The 18,038-nt window shown below is 39.0% G+C and carries 18 protein-coding genes; 10 read left to right on the top strand and 8 right to left on the bottom strand.

Annotation, left to right across the window (positions count from 1 at the left end; translation table 11 throughout):
• Window positions 1-196: 196 nt before the first annotated feature.
• The 3 genes from AB9L17_RS23090 to AB9L17_RS23080 all read left to right on the top strand — a co-directional run bounded on the left by AB9L17_RS23090 (window position 197) and on the right by AB9L17_RS23080 (window position 1,714).
• A complete protein-coding gene (locus tag AB9L17_RS23090; protein ID WP_263297466.1) occupies window positions 197-328 on the top strand; it encodes a hypothetical protein in 132 nt (43 codons plus the stop codon).
• An 80-nt stretch (window positions 329-408) separates the two neighbouring features.
• Window positions 409-870, top strand: a complete 462-nt coding sequence (locus tag AB9L17_RS23085) for a hypothetical protein (protein WP_068984931.1) — start codon at window positions 409-411, stop codon at window positions 868-870.
• A gap of 232 nt (window positions 871-1,102) precedes the next feature.
• A complete protein-coding gene (locus tag AB9L17_RS23080) occupies window positions 1,103-1,714 on the top strand; it encodes an alpha/beta hydrolase (protein WP_068984929.1) in 612 nt (203 codons plus the stop codon).
• A 65-nt stretch (window positions 1,715-1,779) separates the two neighbouring features.
• Here AB9L17_RS23080 and AB9L17_RS23075 read toward each other — a convergent pair whose 3' ends face one another.
• From AB9L17_RS23075 to AB9L17_RS23065, 3 genes are all read right to left on the bottom strand, one after another.
• On the bottom strand, window positions 1,780-3,891 hold the full coding sequence (locus AB9L17_RS23075) for an MMPL family transporter (RefSeq protein ID WP_223553988.1): 2,112 nt from the start codon (window positions 3,889-3,891) through the stop codon (window positions 1,780-1,782).
• Between the two features lie 173 nt (window positions 3,892-4,064).
• The gene (locus tag AB9L17_RS23070; RefSeq protein ID WP_068984927.1) at window positions 4,065-5,081 is read right to left on the bottom strand and encodes an inorganic phosphate transporter; all 1,017 of its coding nucleotides are present in this window, start codon (window positions 5,079-5,081) and stop codon (window positions 4,065-4,067) included.
• Window positions 5,082-5,101: 20 nt separating this feature from the next.
• Window positions 5,102-5,722: a DUF47 domain-containing protein gene (locus tag AB9L17_RS23065; protein ID WP_068984926.1), complete on the bottom strand. Its 621-nt coding sequence runs from the start codon at window positions 5,720-5,722 to the stop codon at window positions 5,102-5,104.
• 417 nt (window positions 5,723-6,139) lie between these two features.
• Here AB9L17_RS23065 and AB9L17_RS23060 point away from each other — a divergent pair, with 417 nt between their 5' ends.
• Both AB9L17_RS23060 and AB9L17_RS23055 read left to right on the top strand, forming a co-directional pair.
• Window positions 6,140-6,826 (top strand): ABC transporter ATP-binding protein, encoded by a 687-nt coding sequence (locus AB9L17_RS23060; protein WP_223554060.1) that lies wholly within the window; start codon window positions 6,140-6,142, stop codon window positions 6,824-6,826.
• A gap of 1 nt (window position 6,827) precedes the next feature.
• Window positions 6,828-8,144, top strand: a complete 1,317-nt coding sequence (locus AB9L17_RS23055; RefSeq protein ID WP_068984925.1) for an ABC transporter permease — start codon at window positions 6,828-6,830, stop codon at window positions 8,142-8,144.
• A gap of 119 nt (window positions 8,145-8,263) precedes the next feature.
• On the opposite strand, the gene AB9L17_RS23050 is transcribed toward AB9L17_RS23055, so the two are convergent.
• On the bottom strand, window positions 8,264-9,424 hold the full coding sequence (locus tag AB9L17_RS23050; protein ID WP_375199828.1) for a class I SAM-dependent methyltransferase: 1,161 nt from the start codon (window positions 9,422-9,424) through the stop codon (window positions 8,264-8,266).
• A 425-nt stretch (window positions 9,425-9,849) separates the two neighbouring features.
• Between AB9L17_RS23050 and putP the strand changes: the two genes are divergently transcribed.
• The 3 genes from putP to AB9L17_RS23035 all read left to right on the top strand — a co-directional run bounded on the left by putP (window position 9,850) and on the right by AB9L17_RS23035 (window position 14,694).
• Window positions 9,850-11,334: a sodium/proline symporter PutP gene (putP, locus tag AB9L17_RS23045; RefSeq protein WP_223553985.1), complete on the top strand. Its 1,485-nt coding sequence runs from the start codon at window positions 9,850-9,852 to the stop codon at window positions 11,332-11,334.
• A 166-nt stretch (window positions 11,335-11,500) separates the two neighbouring features.
• Window positions 11,501-12,787 carry a GTPase HflX gene (gene hflX, locus AB9L17_RS23040; protein ID WP_223553984.1) on the top strand — a complete coding sequence of 429 codons (1,287 nt, stop codon included), beginning with the start codon at window positions 11,501-11,503 and terminating at the stop codon, window positions 12,785-12,787.
• A 419-nt stretch (window positions 12,788-13,206) separates the two neighbouring features.
• On the top strand, window positions 13,207-14,694 hold the full coding sequence (locus AB9L17_RS23035; protein ID WP_068984921.1) for a peptide MFS transporter: 1,488 nt from the start codon (window positions 13,207-13,209) through the stop codon (window positions 14,692-14,694).
• A 122-nt stretch (window positions 14,695-14,816) separates the two neighbouring features.
• Here AB9L17_RS23035 and AB9L17_RS23030 read toward each other — a convergent pair whose 3' ends face one another.
• The 4 genes from AB9L17_RS23030 to AB9L17_RS23015 form a co-directional block, all read right to left on the bottom strand.
• A complete protein-coding gene (locus tag AB9L17_RS23030) occupies window positions 14,817-15,110 on the bottom strand; it encodes a hypothetical protein (RefSeq protein ID WP_223553982.1) in 294 nt (97 codons plus the stop codon).
• Window positions 15,083-15,232: a hypothetical protein gene (locus AB9L17_RS23025; RefSeq protein ID WP_223553981.1), complete on the bottom strand. Its 150-nt coding sequence runs from the start codon at window positions 15,230-15,232 to the stop codon at window positions 15,083-15,085. The genes AB9L17_RS23030 and AB9L17_RS23025 overlap by 28 nt, the downstream gene beginning before the upstream one ends.
• Before the next feature lie 38 nt (window positions 15,233-15,270).
• Complete coding sequence (locus AB9L17_RS23020; protein WP_223553979.1) at window positions 15,271-15,411, bottom strand: hypothetical protein; 141 nt, start codon at window positions 15,409-15,411, stop codon at window positions 15,271-15,273.
• Between the two features lie 292 nt (window positions 15,412-15,703).
• Window positions 15,704-15,916 carry a hypothetical protein gene (locus tag AB9L17_RS23015; RefSeq protein ID WP_223553977.1) on the bottom strand — a complete coding sequence of 71 codons (213 nt, stop codon included), beginning with the start codon at window positions 15,914-15,916 and terminating at the stop codon, window positions 15,704-15,706.
• A gap of 131 nt (window positions 15,917-16,047) precedes the next feature.
• Between AB9L17_RS23015 and AB9L17_RS23010 the strand changes: the two genes are divergently transcribed.
• Both AB9L17_RS23010 and AB9L17_RS23005 read left to right on the top strand, forming a co-directional pair.
• Window positions 16,048-17,193, top strand: a complete 1,146-nt coding sequence (locus AB9L17_RS23010; RefSeq protein WP_223553976.1) for a M20 peptidase aminoacylase family protein — start codon at window positions 16,048-16,050, stop codon at window positions 17,191-17,193.
• Complete coding sequence (locus AB9L17_RS23005; RefSeq protein ID WP_068984919.1) at window positions 17,193-18,017, top strand: GNAT family N-acetyltransferase; 825 nt, start codon at window positions 17,193-17,195, stop codon at window positions 18,015-18,017. Before AB9L17_RS23010 ends, AB9L17_RS23005 begins: the two co-directional genes overlap by 1 nt.
• Window positions 18,018-18,038: the final 21 nt, after the last annotated feature.

Below are 18,038 nucleotides of genomic sequence, written 5' to 3'. Positions count from 1 at the left end.
CATGGTGGGTCTGGTCTCGTTCTCTGGCTTTCCCCGCAGAGGCATACGCGGATTTTTATCTTTATATCAGAAAATAATTAGTATCTTCCCGCATAAAAATACTATTTTTGCCTCATTATTAAAAATTGAGAATAAAATTTTTTAAAAAACAAATCTCATGTATATAAGTTGATTGGAGTGGAAACAGGGCGACTCCTTGGGGATCAGCGTCACAGATGAGACCCTGCAGCGAAGCGAAGCGGCTCATCGGACGCCCCCAGGAAAGCGCCCTGTTGGAACGGAAATCAACCACACACTATGGACAAGAAGCCACTATTTTCACTTTTAGAACTGCTTATTTTACTTCAAACTAACAGGAAAAATAAGTTATACTGTAAGGTAGATTGAATAGAAAAGGAGCATTTTTATATGCTAACATTTGAACAAAAACAAACTATTATTGAGTCATTTCCTGAACTTACAAAGAAGGAGATTTCATTAAAACGCTTAAATTATCACTTGATGGATAGCCTTTATGAGAAGACCATTGTTGTAGAAAAGCTACATCCAAATGGCAACGGCTTTGTCTTTGTTGGTGATTTATTGCGCTATGAGGAAGAAGCAAACGATAAAGGGCTCGTAAATATTCGTGACTACAATGAACAACAGCTTCGTGAGATTATTGAAGATGCCATTCAATATTTATCGGAAGAAGAAGAGCAAGAGCCAATTGAAGAGATATGGCAAAGTCGTGAAGGTGTTCAATTAAAGCTAGCCTTTGAGCAACGTTCATGGAATGTTTATCATGGCGAAAATTTAGAGGAAGCCTTTGGTACACATGATGCTGCGAAAGAATATTTACTAGAAGAGGGCTTTCGTAAAAAGAAATAAGTAACCCGGGGGATCATAACAAATGAATGGGAAAAAAATAGTGGGAATAGTGATTGTTTCTGTTATAGCTGTATGTTTAATTTCAGTATTTTCGATAAAAAACTTTTATAAAAACAATGTGGAACAGCCAAATCGTGAAAATCGAGAAATTAATAAGTCCAAGAGCTTGAATTTAATTTTGCCACAGGCTACAATTATCTCGAATTCAAGATAATCGAGAGGTGGACTGTCAATGCAGCACGTTTTTCATAAAGGAACAGATGAAACAAAGCCGATTCTTTTACTGTTACATGGTACAGGTGGAAATGAACAAAGCTTAATTGGTCTTGCAAAGGAAATTGATGATACGGCAAGCATTTTAAGTGTGCGTGGAAATGTGCTTGAAAATGGCATGCCACGCTTTTTCCGTCGATTGGCGGAGGGTGTTTTTGATCTAGAGGATTTAATTTTCCGTACGAAGGAATTAAATGACTTTCTATTAGAGGCAGCGCAGCAGTATGGCTTTGATCGTAATCGAGTTGTAGCTATTGGCTATTCAAATGGTGCAAATATTGCTGCTAGCCTATTATTCCATTTTGAGGATGCTCTAACAGGCGCAATACTGCATCATCCAATGGTGCCTAGACGTGGTATTGAGTTGCCTGTACTTTCTTCAATCCCTGTTTTTATTGGTGCTGGAACGAATGATCCAATGTGTTCTGCACAGGAATCGGAAGACTTACAGGCGCTTTTAACGGCGGCAGGGGCAGAGGTGACGACGAAATGGTTTCATTATGGTCATCAGCTAACGATGCCTGAGGTAGAAGCAGCAAAAGAATGGTACGACCGTATTTATTCAAAATAAGAAAAATCCGCAACCTTTGTGTGAGTGAAGCCCATAAAGGAAGCGGATTTTTTTATCAAAAGTTTTTATTTCTGTTTCTTCGCAAAGGGTAGCCACCAATTCCAATCCCCGAGGAGCTTCATAAGACTTGGTACGAGCATTAGACGAATAATAGTTGCATCGATGGCGACTGCAATGGCTATACCAACACCAATTTGCTTCACTGGCATCACATCTGTGAAAGCGAATGCCCCTGTTATGACAATCATAATAAGCGCTGCTGATGTAATGATACGACTTGTAGAGGTTAGACCCTCAATCGTAGCGCGTGTATTATCCGCACCTTTTTGATATTCCTCTTGAATACGTGATATTAAAAAGACTTCATAGTCCATACTTAAGCCGAATACAAGACAGAATACAATGACTGGAATTATGAGTACAATCGTTCCAGCTTCAAATCCCAAATGTCCGTATTGGAAAATATAGACGAGAATACCGAAGGCTGATGAAAGTCCAATGATATTCATAATAATCGCTTTCAGTGGGATTAAAATCGAACGGAAAGCGAGCATTAAAATAAAGAATGTTGATATGATAATAATGGATACGGCCAAGAGAATTTTACTAGAGATTTCATCAAAAATTTCTTGGTTGAATTTCGCAGGACCGCCGAGTGCAAAATTGACACCTAAATCTTGATCTTTCCAAGTTCGAGCGAATTTTTGAGCGGTAGTTGATGAACCAGCTGCATCCAATGTAATTGGGATAAAGAGTTGATTGCCCTTAGAAAACGTATCTTGAATTGGTTTTAATTGTTCTGCCACTTGTGGAATTTCCAAAGAAGCAGTTAGTTCCTCGGGTGACTTAATGTTCGCAGTCGTATAAATGGTTGCGACATCATTTACCAGTGGGTCATCGAGTAGCTTTTCTTGAATAGTGTAAATAAGCTCTCGGGCCTCACTATCTTCCCAGCCTTCCTTACGTTCTGCTAGTAAATATAAAGTTGAGGTATCACCAAGTCCGAACGTTTCATCTAATTTATCATACGCTGCACGTGCCTCATATTTTGTCGGTAATGAATCCACCTGAGGAATGGTAAGTTTAATATCCTTCAATGGAATCATACCAATACCTAGTAATAATAATGCTACAATAACGATGGTAACTGGATGTTTCATAACAAAACCTGCAAAGCCACGCCAACGATTTGCGCCACCAGGCTTTACACGTAATAATCGCCATTTATTTAGGCGGTCCCCTAATAGTGTCATAGTAGCAGGAAGCAAGGTTAAGCCAGAAAGTACGGCAAGTAATACAACAATGGTGCCTCCTAAAGCGATATTGTGAAATATTTCGACGTCAATGACAATCATGGCACCTAAACCGATCATGACGCAAACAGCAGAAAAGATGATAGAACGGCCAGCTGTCTGTATAGCGGTTTGAATAGCTTGTACAATGGATGTATGGGCACGTTCTTCGCGATATCGGTTAATAAACAATAAGGCGAAATCAATGCTTAATGCTAGTCCAAGCATAGGTACTATATTTAACACAAAAATCGATAAATTCACATTACCGCTAAGCAGTGTTAAAATTCCGAACGCAGTTACAACAGTGACAACACCAATAATGATCGGTAAGATTGAGGCTACAACAGTACCAAAAGCTAGTAATAGCACTATGATGGCGATTGGTAAGCCAATTGCTTCCGCTGACGCCAAATCCTTTTGACTGGCTGTATTAATGTCCTCTGAAATAACAGGCCCACCTGTAATGCTCACTCCGTCATCCTCTATTAAAGAACGGATGTCCTTCACTACATCAGGTAGATTGTTAACATCATTTTTAATATGAACCATTGCATAGGCTATACCATTCTTTTGTAAAGAAGGATCATCAAGCGGTGACTGGATTGAATGAATCTCCTTTACTTTTTCTAACTTTTTTAAAGTATCTTGAATTTTCTTATCCTCGGCCGGATCAAATACGACTAAGATTGTATCAGAAGGCAAATCAAATGTTTCTGCCAGCTCATTTGTGACGTAGGTATGATCTCCTTCAACAAAAAAGCCGTCTCCTTGAAGCTTGCTTGGAAGTTGTATGGCAAACATAGACATCGCTATAAAAATGACGAACCATATTGCCACGATAGCTTTTGCGTGAGCTGTAATAAAGGCTGAAAAAGTTTTCATAGTAGTGTACGATCCTCCTTATAAATAGTGTAAAGGATGTGTCACATTTTGTCGTGTGATAATGTAAAAACTCCTGTCCGATAAGGAACAGGAGTCTTAGTATGCGATCAAAATCAATTATGCCTTGGCATAATTTCGTCCGGAATCGGCTTTAACTTCTTTCAGGAAAGAAGTTAAAAGAATAAAGCTAACAAGAAGTAAATAACAGCTGCCATAACGGCTGAAATTGGCATTGTAATAATCCAAGTAGTTACGATTTTACGTGCCATTCCCCAGTTTACACCACGAACACGTTGTGCCGAGCCGACACCCATGATAGAGGAAGAAATAACGTGTGTTGTGGATACTGGCAGGTGAATTAATGTAGCACCAAAGATAACTGAAGCAGAAGCTAAATCTGCTGCTACCCCATTTACAGGACGGATTTTCATGATTTTACCGCCGACTGTTTTAATAATCTTATAGCCACCGATAGAGGTACCAAGCCCCATTGCAGTTGCTGCTGATGCTCGTACCCAAAAAGGAATTTCATCTCCTGTATGCAAACCAGCGGCGATTAATGCCATCGTCATAATTCCCATTGCTTTTTGTGCATCGTTTGTACCATGTGTAAAAGATTGAATGGCAGCAGTGAAAATTTGCATTGTACGGAAACCTTTGTTCGTACGATATAAATTCAAGTTTTTAAACAATAATTTAAATAGTGTCATCATAATAAAGCCAGCGCAAATCGCAAGGATTGGAGATAGCACTAGTGCCATAATGATTTTAGTAAAACCGCTATAGTTTAGAACTCCGAAGCCGGAAGATGCAACTGCTGCACCAGCAATGGATCCAATCAGAGTGTGAGAAGAACTTGATGGAATACCGAAATACCATGTTAGTAAGTTCCAAACAATAGCTGAAATTAATGCTGCTAAAATAACGACTGAGCCTGTCGTGTCTCCTGGAAAGGCATTTAAAGCGAATGGATCTACAATGTCTTTTGTTAGAGCCTTTGCAACTCCGACGAAGGTAATCGCTCCGATAAAGTTCATCGTTGCAGCCAGCAGGATAGCTACACGAGGTTTCAATGCTCTAGTGGAAACTGAAGTTGCGATAGCATTTGCTGTATCGTGGAAGCCATTGATAAAGTCAAATGTTAGGGCAAAGATAACGACCAGTACGGTTAGAATAATGATTGTGTTCATTGTAAGTGCCCATCTCCTAATTACGCATTACGCATGATAATTGTTTCCATTGTATTTGCAACGTTTTGGCAATGATCAGCGATATCTTCAAGTTGCTCATATATATCTTTATATTTAATAAGTCGAATTGGATCTTTTTCATTTACAAATAATTTTTTAATAGATGAACGTTGTACTTCATCACATTCACGCTCGTAGTCTTTAATAAGAATTGCGTGTGGGCGCATGCCAATAAGATTCTTTTTCTTTAACTCTTCTGTTGCTTTAACAATTTCGTCAGCACTTTTTGAAATATAGCCTAAGAAAATACGCATTGATTCATCAACTTCTGTTAGGGAAAACATTTCAAAATGAGCGATACAATGCTCTGTACCATCTAATACATCGTCCATACGAATAGCAAATTCGAGAATATCTTCGCGTTCGATAGGTGTCATAAATGATTTGTTTAGCATCACGATCAGTTCATGAATAAGTTTATCACCAGCTGTTTCGTAATTTTTCATAGTAATGCTAATCTCTTTTAGGTCAGCTACACTGTTAATACGAAAATCATTTGCGTAATGTACGGCCTCTCTCATATTCTCAGCAATTTTATGCAAAGCTATAAAGAAAGGGTCTTGTTTTTTTGAGTTAAGCATGTAAATCGAATCCTCCTGGATATAATTAAATTGGCCTCTAAACTTTACTATCATAACAAAATCTTTAAATTATCTACATAAAATTCTTCGATTCTACAAAAAAATTTACAATCCTGTAATATACAATTTGTTCACAAAATAATAAAAGTATCACTGTATTTGTTTTTATTAATACAGATAAACACTTTAAAAATAGTATTTTTAAAGATTCATACCTGCTGTTTAATACACAAATTATACTATCTGTACATAATATTCCAGAAAAATTTTCAGTCGAATTGTAAAGGAAATGTAAAGATGTCGCTTTGCTAAAAGTTTTCCCTTTTTCTTAAGAATATCTTCATTTTTATTCTTCAACTTTATTAAGAAGTCTTGACTACAATGGAGAAAGCATGAGGAAGGGGCGTTTATTTGACAATGATTCAAGTCGAGAACTTACAACATACATTTTTAATAGGAAAAAAAGGCAAGGAAAAACAGGTTCCGGTATTAAAAGGTGTCAACTTCGAGGTGAAAAAAGGGGAGATTGTCGCAATTGTTGGTAAAAGTGGCTCTGGAAAATCAACTTTATTACAAACGTTAGCTGGATTTATGAAGTCTGAACAAGGGTCTATTAAGATCAACGGAAAGGAAATAGCTAATCTCACGGAAGCAGAGAGTGCAGCTTTTCGCTTGCAACAGTTCGGATTTATCTTTCAAAACTTTCAACTGATGCCTGGCTTAACGGCGTTTGAAAATATAGAACTGCCATTAAAATTACAGGGTACTAAGAAAGCTGTGCGTAAAGCAAAGGTGAAAAAAATAATGGACAAGGTGGGTCTAACGGAGGTGGCAGACCATTATCCAAATGAATTATCAGGTGGTCAGCAACAGCGTGTTAGTATTGCCAGAGCTCTGATTACAAATCCACCTATTTTGTTGGCGGATGAGCCGACAGGAAGTCTTGATTCAGAAACAGAGCAAGATATATTGTTGCTTATTCAAAGTTTAAACCGTGAGCTTGGTTTAACATTTGTCATTATTACTCACGACGAGGAAGTAGCGACAATAGCACATCGACATTTCCGTATGTACGATGGTGAGCTTGTGAAGGAGGAAGCATAGCATGTTATTTAAAGATCAATTAGATTTTGTAACACAGCATATAAAGAAAAATAAAGTACGCGTTTTTATGACTGTGTTAGCAGCAACAATGGGCTGTGCATTTTTAATTGTCCTTGCATCAGTCGGATTTGGGCTTCAAGATTCATTACGCAATGAAATACTATCAAATGAAAAAGTTACGAAAATTCAAGTGTTTGGCGATAAACAATTTACTGAAGATGAAATACATGAAATAAAAGGTATAGAGCATGTGGAAACGGTGCTCGAAACGATTACTGTCAATGCGTCAGCACACTCATTTTTTGAGGGACGTGATACAAACTCTAATTTGTACGTTACTAATATGCAGAATTTTGAGCAAGTGAATGGCAAGCTTGCGGAAGGGAAGTATCCATCAAAGCCAAACGAAATCATTGTAGGTTATCATTTTGCTCAAACATTATTAAATGATGCTGAGCGCAATATTATTGTTGAAAAAAATAAAAAAGCTGAAGTGGAAGGCACGTATTATGATGGCAATGAAGAAGGGTATAAGGAATCTTTAATCGGTAAAGAGATTGAAATGTCTTTAGTTCCTAATACGGGTACTGTAGAAGAGACAGAGAAGATGAAATATACAATTGTCGGTGTGATGGAGAAGCCTTCTAATGATTGGATGATAAATAACTCAATTTATGTGGATGTAGAGCAAAAGCCTGTGCTAGCTGCAAATTTAGTAGCAGGTGATGTTAAAGAGGATGAAATGTTTTATTCGGAGTTTAATATTTTTGCTGATAGTATGGAAAATGTTAAGCCGATATTAGACAAACTAAAAGATAAAGGTTATAGCGTATACTCGGTTACTGAAGAACTGGATCAAATGAATGTATTTTTCCTAGTGTTAAAAATCGGTTTAATATTTGTAGGAACAATTGCTGTATTAATCGCATCAATTGGTATTTTCAATACTATGACAATGGCAGTTACAGAGCGTACTCGTGAAATCGGTGTTTTAAAGGCAATCGGGGCAAGTCCGAAGCTTATTCAACGATTGTTCTTAATGGAAAGCACCTTCATCGGTATTGTGGGTACTTTGATAGCTGTAGCAATCTCGTATGTCATTAGCTTTGTGGCAAATGCTGCATTGCCTTTAATTCTTGAAGCAGCAACAGGTGAAGATGCTTTTAGTAAAAGTGATATTATATTTTCATTAATTCCGTGGCAGCTTGTTATCATTGCATCAGCGATTAGTATTGGTGTAGCGATGATTTCAGGCTATCGCCCAGCGCGTAAGGCCACTAAAATTGACGTAATCCAAGCGTTACGACAAGAACTATAATTTGAAAGGGCGGTCCAGATGTTTTGGACTGCCCTTTCCATTTGATTGAACAAAATTTAGAAATACGAGCAGCAAGAAGACAAATACGCTCACTTCGATCACAAATATTCGTGAATAGGTTACAAGTACTCTTGTAACTCTTTTGCTAAAAATGGTGTAGCATTTAGTAACTTTAAAAATGCATCATAGTTAGCACGTTGTTCTAAGCTTGGCTTTTTGCCTGTACGATATGCTCGGATGAGAATGTTTTTCGGTGTATTTTCCATATCAATAAATTCCAGTAATTGAGCCTCGTAGCCAACAAGTGATAAAATTTCTGCTCGGATTGCGTCGGTTGCGAGCGCTGCGAAACGTTCCCGTACTAGGCCGTGCTGAAGCATGATATCAAGTGCTGGTGTGTTAAGTTGGCGATTTAGCTCATGTTGGCAACAAGGAACACTTAAAATAACACTCGCTCCCCATTTTACAGCGCGAGCTAATGCCATATCTGTAGCAACATCACAGGCGTGAAGCGTCACCACCATGTCCACAGCAGACTCATCATTATAATCATTAATATCTCCTACTTGAAATTCGAGTTGCTCATAGCCTAAATCCTGTGCAATTCGTGAACATTCTTCAATGACTTCTTTCTTTAAATCTAAGCCAGTGACACGGATATCTAGGCCTTTTTCAACTTTTAAATAATGGTATAGGGCGAATGTTAAATAGGATTTACCTGAGCCGAAATCTAAAATACGAACCTGACGATCCTTTGGTAAATATGTTAATGCATCATCTATAAATTCGATGAAGCGGTTAATTTGTTTAAATTTATCGTATTTTTGTTTTTTTATTTTTCCTTCTTCTGTTTGCACCCCAAGACGAATTAAAAAGGGGTATGGTTTATCCTCAGTTAGTAAATAGTTTTTCTTACGATTATGTGCTAAGTTTACTTCCTTTGGAGCCGAGGATTTATCAGATTTCCATAGTACTTTGTTCTTTTTTGATAGTTGTACATGTACTTTTTCATCCATAAAATCAATATGTGCTTGACGGTAATCGTTCAAAATGGCTTCTAGCTTCGCAGGGAAATCTTCTAATAGAATGTTTTCGTGTTTTAAAATACGTTCAAATTGGTATTCAATTTGTATATGATAAACATCCTTAAGCAACAGAGGCTTTAGTTTGATGCGTTTTACTTCGTTTGATTTCATACGGGGTTGACTGATTGTAGCAGTAACGAGCTGCTGTTGTAAAATTAGCTCCATAAGCTGGGCTTTCATTTCTTCAAATGTCATACATTTCGCCTTCTTTATCGTGTAATAGATGGCACTAGTTTATCACATTTTATGCAGTACAATGTTACTTTACATTTCGGAATTAGTTTTCTGAATGATTATAGGTTAAATTGTCTATTTGTTAATCTTCACCCAAAGTTGTGGATGACATTTGTTAAGATATATGTATTGTGTATAAGTTGATTGGAATGGAGACTGGGCGACTCCTTGGGGATCAGCGATAAAGGAACGAATGCTAAGAGCATCACGTCCTGTGATAACGCCTTCGTGACCAACATCCTGCTGCTGCCGCTACGTAGCGGCAGCAACAAAGCGCCCAGTCGGAATGGAAATCAATTACACGTTATGGTGCTGAGCCATATTTATGGTATTTTTATTATAAGGTTTTTACTAAAGAAGACTAACTGGGAAAGAGGGGGAGAAATATGTCAGCAAACATGTATCAATTACTTGCGATTATTATTTATATGGTCGCTATGCTAGGGATCGGTTGGTATGCATTTATTAAAACATCGAATTTAACGGATTACATGCTTGGTGGGCGTTCGCTAGGTCCTGCTGTCACAGCGTTGAGCGCAGGTGCGGCAGATATGTCTGGCTGGTTGTTAATGGGTTTACCAGGTGCAATCTATTTAAATGGACTTGTTGAGGCTTGGATTGCCATTGGTTTAACAATTGGCGCTTATTTGAATTGGTTATTGGTAGCACCAAGGTTACGTGTATATACACAAGTTTCTAATGACTCAATTACCATTCCGAGTTATTTAGACAATCGTTTACGTGACAATACAAAGTTAATAAGAATTGCGTCAGGTATTATTATTTTAATCTTTTTTACATTTTATGTTTCTTCAGGAATGGTAGCGGGAGGCAAATTTTTCGATAGTTCCTTTGGATATGACTATCACACAGGCTTACTAATTGTATCTGGGGTTGTTGTGGCATATACATTATTTGGAGGATTTTTAGCAGTAAGTTATACAGACTTTTTACAAGGTCTAATTATGTTTTTAGCGCTTATTACTGTACCGTTATTCGGATTATTTTTAACAGGTGGAATTGGAGACACAATAGACTCTATTAAAATAGTGGATCCTGAACATTTGAGCTTATTACCATCCACTGTAACAGCGGCAGTCGTTATTTCATCACTTGCATGGGGACTAGGTTATTTTGGACAACCACATATTATCGTACGCTTTATGGCCATTAGCTCAGTAAAAGAAACAAAGCAGGCTCGTCGTATCGGTATTGGCTGGATGATGTTAAGCCTATTCGGGGCACTTGCCACAGCATTGGTAGGTGTGGCGTATTTTGAGCAAAATGCAGGTGAGTTAAAGGACGCTGAGACAGTATTTATTGTGCTTGGTCAAATATTATTCCATCCATTTATTGCAGGCATCATGCTAGCTGCTATATTAGCCGCAGTAATGAGTACCATTTCATCACAATTAATTGTTACTTCGTCAGCGCTTGTAGAAGACATTTACAAAGCGTTGTTTAATAAAACAGCGGACGATAAGCATTATGTCTTTATTGGCCGTGTCGCTGTTTTAGTTGTAGCTATTGTCGCAGCGATTTTAGCATGGAATCCAGACAGTTCTATTTTAAATTTAGTGGGCTTCGCTTGGGCAGGCTTCGGTGCGGCATTTGGTCCTGTAATATTGCTGTCACTATATTGGAGAAAATTAACGAATTACGGAGCACTCAGTGGGATGGTGACAGGGGCTGCGACAGCTTTCATCTGGGGGAAAATTGACGTTTTATCAGATGCCTTATATGAGATTGTTCCAGGTTTCGTAGTATGCTTAATCGTTGCAGTAGTTGTCAGCATTGTAACTTATAAACCGAATAAGGATATTGAAGATGAATTCAATCGTACTGAAGTATTACTAAAAGAAGAACGGTAGTAGTAAATGAATGAGAATGCGCCTTTTGCATAGGAGGGCGCATTTTTAGGTATGAACGTTAGTAAAAGCAAGAGTTAGCTTTTAAACGACATGGATTTGTGCATTATATGGTAAGATGGAGAAAATTTGTCGTAGTAGTACTAAGGTATTAGTGGGAGGTTTGTGGATGGATAGAATTAAAGAAGTAGATATTTTATTGGAAAAAGCCATTTTGGTTGGCGTAAATTTACGGAATGATGAGCATTTTGATTATTCGATGGAGGAGCTGAAAAATTTAGCTGAAGCTTTAAATGTTGAAGTTGCTGGCATTATCACGCAAAATTTAGAGCGCATTACGCCATCTCATTATGTTGGTACTGGTAAAATTGAAGAAATAAAAAACTTTTATGATGAAGCACAAGCGAATTTAGTGATTTTTAATGATGAATTATCACCTTCACAAATCCGTAATTTAGAGCGTGATTTAGAGACGAAGGTTATTGATAGAACAATGTTGATTTTGGATATTTTTGGACGTCGTGCTAAAACACGTGAAGCACAGATGCAGGTCGAGTTAGCTCAATTGCAATATATGCTACCGCGATTAGTCGGCTTGCATGCGTCGCTCAGCCGTCAAGGTGGTGGCACAGGTGGTGGCTTTAAAAACCGTGGTGCTGGTGAGACAAAACTAGAACTAGACCGTCGGAAAATTGAGGATCAGATTGCGAAAATTAGGAAGGAGCTAGAGCATGTAAAGGAACAACGAGAGACGCAGCGTAAGCAACGACGCAAAAACGCTATCCCTGTCGTTTCCATTGTTGGTTATACGAATGCTGGTAAGTCAACTATTATGAATCAGCTACTTGCTAAGATAGGGCAAGAAGATCATAAACAAGTGTTTGAAAAGGATATGCTTTTTGCCACACTTGAAACATCTGTCCGTCAAATAGAATTGCCAGATAAAAAGACATTCTTATTAACAGATACAGTTGGTTTCGTCAGCAAACTACCACACCATCTAGTAAAGGCGTTTCGCTCAACATTAGAAGAAGCTCGTGATGCCGACTTATTACTACATGTTGTGGATGTTTCTAATTCTGAGCATGGCTTTATGATGGAAGTAACAAATGAAACGCTTAAAGCGGTCGGTGTTGAGGGGATTCCGACAATTTATGTATATAATAAAGCTGATATAGCAAACGTCCCATACCCTGTTGTCAGCGGTGATAATATTTGGATCTCAGCGAAGCAAGGGATTGGATTAGAGGAATTACTGCAAATGATACGTCAGCATATTTTCTCTGATTATATAACATGTAAAATGCTTATTCCGTATGAACAGGGGAATATTGTATCTTATTTAAATGAACATGCCTCTGTCTATGAAACAGCATATGAAGAAAATGGTACGTTACTAACACTAGAGGTAAAAGAAGCGGATTATGCAAAATATCAGCAATATGTAATTAAATAATCAACTACATCATTGATCTAAAAGTATGCCAGAGGTACTTCGCTTCTAGCATGCTTTTTTTTGTTAAAATGCGTCGTCGTGAAAGCAGTTTTATGTCGCGGTGCATGAAATTTTAGATAATCCTAGCTTGTTTGTTAAAATAACGAAAAATCTGACTATAATGTATTTTAGAATAATTTTATGTGAGGTTTGTAATTTAGTGGGTATCAAGGAGTAAAGAAACTTAGGAATATCAATGGTTTTGGTATAATTGCAGGAAAAACGTTCAGAATTTATAGAAAAGTGATAAATTTTCAACATTTTTTAAAACTCTTGAAAAAGTTTTTAAAACACTTTAGTATGATAAAACAAAGTTTTTTATCCTTATCAATGGGTAATAATATTTTTATTAAATAATGAAATTGGGAGAGGATATTTTTATGTCTACTAAAGATGAAATTGTAAAATCCGTCCCTCAAAATGGCTTTGTCGGACACCCTAAAGGGCTCTTTACATTATTTTTCACAGAATTTTGGGAACGATTCTCATACTACGGTATGCGAGCAATTCTGATTTTCTTTATGTATTATGAATTGAATGAAGGCGGTCTAGGTCTGGATCGTGGAACAGCGAACTCCATTATGGCCATCTACGGCTCACTTGTTTACATGTCGGGAATAATTGGTGGCTGGATTGCCGATCGACTGTTAGGTACACGTAGAACTATCTTCTATGGTGGCGTGTTCATTATGATTGGTCATTTACTGCTAGCGTTACCTGGTGGTGTGGGCATGTTATTTGCTTCAATGGCCTTTATTGTCATCGGGACAGGCTTATTAAAACCGAATGTTTCTAGCGTTGTTGGAGATATTTATGCTGAAGCTGATAATCGTCGTGATGCAGGTTTTTCAATTTTCTATATGGGTATTAATATGGGAGCATTCATTGCACCATTTATTGTCGGAACAATTGGACAAAAGTATAGTTTCCACCTTGGCTTCGGTGTAGCAGGGTTAGGGATGTTAATTGGTTTAATTGTATATAAATTAACAGAGAAAAAATATCTAGGTGTAGCAGGCTTACAAGTAAACAATCCATTAAAGCCTGAAGAGCGAAAAAAAGTCTTTACACGATTCGCAATTGCTGCTTTACTGATCATCATCGTAGGTGGTATTGGCATTAAAACTGGTGTATTGACAGTGGATGTTTTTAGTTTAATTATTACAGCTCTTGGGATTATCATTCCAACAGTGTTCTTTATTGTTATGTATCGCAGTGAAAAAACAACAAAAGATGAGAAGTCTCGTCTACTTGCATATATTCCGTTGTTTTTATCAGCAGTGATGTTTTGGGCAATCCAAGAGCAGGGCGCTACAATTTTAGCTACGTATGCTGATTCACGTACACAGTTGAATATTGGCGGCTTCCAGCTTCAATCTTCATGGTTCCAATCATTAAACCCATTATTCGTCATTACGTTGGCGCCATTATTTGCAATGTTATGGTTAAAATTGGGTGATAAACAACCATCTACACCACGTAAATTTGCATTTTCGTTATTTTTCGCAGGATTATCATTCTTAGTTATGATGATTCCAGCATATTTATCAGGTGGAGAAACTTTAGTAAGTCCATGGTGGTTAGTACTGTCATTCTTCTTAGTTGTAGTTGGGGAGCTATTATTATCTCCAGTAGGGTTATCAGCCACTACAAAATTGGCTCCAAAGGCTTTTGCTGCACAAACAATGTCACTTTGGTTTTTAACAAGTGCCGCAGCGCAAGCTATTAACGCACAGCTTGTTAAGGTTTATGAAGCGGTAAGCGAATTCACTTACTTCGGCTTCTTAGGTTTCTTATCTATTGTTTTAGGGATTATAATATTATTACTTTCGCCTATCATTTCAAAAGCTATGCGAGGTATTAACTAATTAAAAGGTGTGAGTACAGTTATTCAAATAACTGTACTTGCACCTTTTTTGTATTAAGGGGCATGAAACATTTAGAAGAGTTGGAGTGGAGAATAGAAGAGCTAAAGTGACGGAAAGAAGAGCTAAGGTGACGGATAGAGCCATTGAAGCGACGGAAAGAAAAGCCAAGGTGACGGATAGAACTCAGAGCGACGGAAAGAAGAGCCGAGGTGACGGATAGAACCATTGAAGCGACGGAAAGAAGAGCCAAAGTGACGGAAAGAACTCAGAGCGACGGAAAGAAGAGCTAAGGTGACGGATAGAACTATTGAAGCGACGGAAAGAAGAGCTAAGGTGACGGATAGAACCATTGAAGCGACGGAAAGAAGAGCTAAGGTGACGGATAGAACTATCGAAGCGACGGAAAGAAGAGCCAAAGTGACGGATAGAACTCAGAGCGACGGAAAGAAGAGCCGAGGTGACGGATAGAACCATTGAAGCGACGGAAAGAAGAGCTAAGGTGACGGATAGAACTCAGAGCGACGGAAAGAAGAGCCAAAGTGACGGATTAACTATTAAATAGAACATCATAAAGCATCACGTCCAGTGATAATACCTTCGTGACCAACATCGCGTTGCCACCGCTACGCTTTCGCCCCAACCACCATCTGTTGCCGCCGCTACGCTTCGCCCCAACCGCCATCTGTTGCCGCCGCTACGCTTCGCCCCAACCGCCATCTGTTGCCACCGCTACGCTTCGCCCCAACCGCCATCTGTTGCCGCCGCTACGCTTCGCCCCAACCGCCATCTGTTGCCACCGCTACGCTTCGCCCCAACCGCCATCTGTTGCCGCCGCTACGCTTCGCCCCAACCGCCATCTGTTGCCGCCGCTACGCTTCGCCCCAACCGCCATCTGTTGCCACCGCTACGCTTCGCCCCAACCGCCATCTGTTGCCGCCGCTACGCTTCGCCCCAACCGCCATCTGTTGCCACCGCTACGTTTCGCCCCAACCGCCATCTGTTGCCGCCGCTACGCTTCGCCCCAACCGCCATCTGTTGCCGCCGCTACGCTTCGCCCCAACCGCCATCTGTTGCCGCCGCTACGCTTTCGCCCCAACCACCATCTGTTGCCGCCGCTACGCTTTCGCACAAACCCCGCGTGTTGCTCCAAGCAGCTCATCGGACGCTTTACGATAGAGCTGAGTCGGAACGGAAATGAATCCAGCTTTATAGATGTGATCAATTTATCACAATCTGAAAGTGATTGATTTTATCGTGTAATAGATTTGCTGAATGTGGGTATAAGTTTGTAGAAAAGATTTTATTTTAGTTATAATAATCTTAATAGTACGAAAATTCAGGGGGGTTGGCGCTGTGAAGGAAGCTTTGGATCGTTTGAGGCCGAGATTAATGGAGATTTTCACGTATTTACACGCGAATGCGGAAATAAGCTGGCATGAGGTAGAAACCACAAATTATATTTTTGATTTACTAACACGTGAAGGTTTTTCGCCGGTGCGCTTTAAAAACATTACAGGGCTTTATGTTGATGTGGGAAATGGTGAGCCTAAAGTTGGTTTGCGTACGGACATTGACGCGCTATGGCAGGAGGTAGATGGCGAATTTCGGGCGAATCACTCCTGTGGGCATGATGGTCATATGACGATGGCAATTGGTGCGCTATTACTTTTGAAAGAGCTTGCTCCATCATTCAACGGTACAATTCGTGTTATTTTTCAACCAGCTGAAGAAAAAGGGACAGGTGCTTTAGCTGTTTTAAAAGAAGGAATCATTGATGATTTAGACTTTTTATTTGGTGTTCATGTAAGACCTGTCCATGAGCTTGAAGATGGTACATATTGTGCTGCGTTGTATCATGGAGCCTCTCGATTGCTCGAAGGAGAAATTATTGGAGAAGATGCCCATGCTGCAAGACCGCATCTCGGCGTAAATGCGATTGAGGTAGGGGCGACTATTATCGAAGATTTAAGAACGATTCATACAGATCCAATGGTTCCAGTATCAATTAAGATGACAAAATTCCAAGCTGGAGGAGACGCTGGCAATATTATTCCTGGTAATGCATCGTTCACCATTGATATTCGCGCTCAAAAAAATGATGTGATGGATGCCCTTGTCCAAGGAGTAAAGCGAGTCATTGACTCCGCTAAGCTTTTGTATAAGGTACAGATTGAATTACGTACTGTAGCAAATGTAGTAGCAGCTGAGGTAGACCTAACTGCTCAAAATATTATGGAACAGGCAATTGTCCAAGCGGTGGGGCTGTCGAAACTAAGAAAGCCAGTACGTACACCAGGAGGGGAAGATTTTCATCATTATGCCGTTCAAAGGCCGCATTTAAAATCTACAATGTTAGGTTTAGGCTGTGGGTTAACACCAGGATTACATCATCCAAAGATGAAATTTAAGCAGGCAAGGCTAGTAACAGGAGTTGAGATCCTTACAAGAGCAGTATTGTTAGCACTGGCATCGGGGAAAACAAAGGAGGGTTCAGCATAATGTTAAAAAGAGTTCGCATACAAAAAATAATGACATCTACAGAGATTGCGAAAGTACAAACTTTGAACGCGGAAATTTGGGGGAGTCAGGCTATTCCCTTGCATCAATTGTTAGCAGTTGTACAAAATGGTGGACTTGTGCTTGGGGCATATTTGGGTGAAAAGCTAATTGGCTTTAATTATTGTTTTGTTGGTTGCCGTGAAGGGATGATGTATTTACACTCACACATGATTGGGGTGGAGAAAACATATCGTGAACAAGGTGTAGGTGAATTATTAAAGCATGCCCAGCAGGAATATGCAAAAGAACATGGATTTCAACTTGTGCGATGGCTATTTGATCCGCTAGAAGCACGGATGGCTAATTTATCATTTTTGAAGCTCAATGCTTTTAGTTATCAGTATGAAAATGATTATTATGGTCCACTCCAGGATGATTTTAACGAGGGACTACCTTCAGATCGTATTGTAATAGAGTGGTGGATTGAACGCGATCAGATGGAGGATTCCCTGGACGAATTGGAAGAAGAAGCTGAAGGAATTGTATCGTGGTCTTTGACGGTGGATGGTTTACCTGTACTCGATATTGATAGTGAATTTCAGCGAGATCAATCCTTTTATAAGGACGCCTATTTATTACCTATTCCTCAATTTTTACAAAAGATAAAAGTAGAGAGTCCTAAGCTTGCGGAGGACTGGCGTTATAAAGTTCGTACTATTTTAACGACATTATTTGACCAAAATTATGCGATAGTTCGAATGAAGAAGCATGATGAATATGTGCATAGCTATCTGTTAGTCAGACGCTCCTTATTAGCTTTATAATAAGGATAAGGAGTGAATTTT

The sequence above is a fragment of the Lysinibacillus sp. RS11 genome (assembly GCF_042019215.1).
Taxonomy (GTDB): Bacteria; Bacillota; Bacilli; order Bacillales_A; family Planococcaceae; genus Lysinibacillus; species Lysinibacillus xylanilyticus_A.
The sequence above is the reverse complement of the archived record's forward strand: the minus strand, read 5'-3'. Positions and strand labels throughout refer to the sequence as shown.